Here is a 2,720-nt window from a genome sequence, read left to right as displayed (position 1 = left end):
ATCAAACGGGAGTACAAGCCTCATGGCACCAGATGCTAACTGACGACACGCCCTAGGACCGATCGACATTCAGGCCATCCAGATCATGGCTGAGGCGAGGTGAACAAAGCCAGGGAAATGGATGGTACGTCGGTCATATAGGGTAGCGAAGCATCTGAAATGCTTGAGGCGGTTGAATCAGCGCTCGATACGATTGCGCAGCCTGTAAGCTCTGATATCGTACATGATAATAATCCTGCGGATGCAATCGCAGGGAATGACAGCTTCTGCACCCATCCAAGCGACAAGGCCGCGTAAAATACATTGCTGTCATAGGCATTGGCGGCAATAACAGCCGGCCCTTTCTGACCTGCAAGCAGAGCCTGCGCCTGGGTGACATCGCCAACCTGCCGGCTGTAATAACGAAGCGCAGCGGGCGGCCCAGCGTATCGGCCAGCATATGGATCTTGGTCGTCAGACCGCCTCTGGAACGCCCCAGCGCCTGGTCCCTGCTCCCCCTTTCCCGTTTGCAGCCTGCTGATGGGCGCGAACGATCATTGAATCGAACATCAGATACTGATTGTCCCGATCAGCCGTCAGCATCTCGAAAACCCTGTCCCGTACCATACCCCGACATGACACCATCTGCTGAAGCGACGATGCACTGTCTTCCATTTGCCATACCGCTCAGGCAGGTCCTTCCAATGCGCGCCAGAGAGTAGAATCCAGAGGCAGCCGTTCACGAACAGGCGGTTATCCGTCCCACTGCGGCCTGCATCCCCAACTTTGCCCGGGAGCAGAGGCGCAATCCGTTGCCATTGCGCTTCACTTAACTCGTAACGTTTGATTGCCATCCTACACTCCGTGCTCTGACCGGTGCTCAGTGAAACATCCCTGCCACAAAAAGAAAATCCTGAATGTCGATCGGCCCTAATGCGGATAGTGATGGGCCATGGACTATCATGATCATGACAATCATCAAGCTACATGTCAGCCGAACGAAAAACCATTCCAAGCGGAGATAATTCTGTCCGTGCATGCTAACGGCGGACAGACCAGCGGCAAGGGCAAAGGTTGCAAAGGCAGGTATTTTGGTCCTAAATAAAAAAGTCAGTCGGAGAATGCTACAAAATGAAAAATCTTGCATTTCTCAGCGCGTGCCTATTGCCCGTTGCTGCGCATGCGCAACAGCCCGTTCCTACTTCAAACTATACGCAAACGAATGCTCCAACTGACATTGTTCCATTTGGTGGAACAACGGATCACGCCGCCACGTCCACGATCACAGATGGCACTACGGCAAGACAGGGCCGCCCTAGCGCATCTGTTGGCGCCAAGAAAATCACGCAGTCCAGCACATCTCTTTCGTTTCTGAACCGCACTGGAACACAAATCGGGATCATGGATGCAGCTGGAAACTTCGATATTTCTGGATACCTGTCAACGCTCTATGAGGTCGTTCCGGATTACCTAAAGGGGACCAGGAAAAATGGTGCGGATGATGCGCCGTGGATCCAGAAGGCCGTGACTGCTGTCTGCGCGGCTGGTGGCGGGACGGTCAGGTTCCTTCCGCGCCATTATGTGATTAGTAGCCAGATCAGCATCGGTTGCCCGGTTTTGCTTCAGGGCGCGGGCTGGCTAGAAAACTATTCTTCACAGAACCCTATGGTGGCGTCGGGCACTTGGTTCGATATTGATGAAACAACCGCATCCCCCGTATATGTTCATGATATCCAGTCCCGTGGAACCCAGATAAAGGACATTGCGTTCTGGCAACCGGGTCAGACTGCACCAGCATCCGATGCAATGTCATGGAAGCCCGTTACTTATCCTCCAGTTGTCTATCTCTACGATGTCGAGGGATATACTCGTCTTGAAAACTTGTTCATGGATGGCGTCTATGAAGGGGTTAGTGCTGTAAATGGTGGCCGCACTATTGTTGAAGGACTTTATGGGCAGTTTTTTGACTATGCCGTGAATATTGATGCAGATATGGATGTATCACGTATCAATAACATTCACGCATGGCCTTACTGGTCCAGCGCAAGTTCAGTAATGGATTACCAAGGCGCAAACACGAAAACCATCGAAATTGGTCGAGCAGATAGCCCTTTCTTGGATAATATATTTACAATACCATCAAACTCCGGGATATATTTTTATCGTGGCACAAACAGGATCGCGAGCGGTGTCGCAACTGGAGTGCAGATCGGTAAACTCTCGTGCGACAGTACTGTAAAATGCATAGAAGTTGCCGGGCCGGGCATAGTTTATACAGTCAATTCTCTTCGCACATTCGGACAGGATGCTGCAATAAATGGCATTCCAGCAGCAAACGCGTCGGTAATGACGGTCGATGCTGGCGGTTCCGTATCCGCTTATATGGGACAAGTCGAGGGACGTATGCTCGACAATGCACCGTTCGTGTTTAATGCCACATACCGCCAGAGGGGCGGATGCAGTAATGTACGGATAGCCTCTTTGATGGAAGATTTCTCAAAATCAACGCAGAGGAATGTTTATACCGCTCTCGGAAACGGTGCCTGCTCATCTGTATCCACCTCCTACAATGAGATCCTACTCGGGACACCTCCTTCTATTTTAACCAGCACTACCGTGGCACAAAAACTTACCAATAGCGGCAGAATACAGACGGAAGTTTTTTGGCCGGTGCCTACTAAGCAGTAATTAGGCTCAGGACTCATTCTTTGAGATAGAAGATGAAGCTTGCTGCGATGTGG

Annotated in this window: 1 protein-coding gene and 1 pseudogene; one reads left to right on the top strand and one right to left on the bottom strand. The window is 51.2% G+C overall.

The genetic code is table 11. The features are described 5' to 3' along the window. Positions 1 to 69 precede the first annotated feature (69 nt). A pseudogene (locus NJLHNGOC_RS15370) lies at positions 70 to 827 on the bottom strand (IS5 family transposase). Between the two features lie 283 nt (positions 828 to 1,110). Here NJLHNGOC_RS15370 and NJLHNGOC_RS15795 point away from each other — a divergent pair. After that, positions 1,111 to 2,667 (top strand): hypothetical protein, encoded by a 1,557-nt coding sequence (locus tag NJLHNGOC_RS15795; RefSeq protein ID WP_133258767.1) that lies wholly within the window; start codon positions 1,111 to 1,113, stop codon positions 2,665 to 2,667. The last annotated feature ends 53 nt before the right edge of the window (positions 2,668 to 2,720 follow it).

It is taken from the genome of Novacetimonas cocois (genome assembly GCF_003311635.1).
Taxonomy (GTDB): Bacteria; Pseudomonadota; Alphaproteobacteria; order Acetobacterales; family Acetobacteraceae; genus Novacetimonas; species Novacetimonas cocois.
This window is presented reverse-complemented; position numbering and strand designations above follow the sequence as displayed.

Bases quoted from the DNA above. Each gene is read 5' to 3' on its own strand.
- NJLHNGOC_RS15795 (WP_133258767.1), top strand. From the start codon at position 1,111: ATGAAAAATCTTGCATTTCTCAGCGCGTGCCTATTGCCCGTTGCTGCG.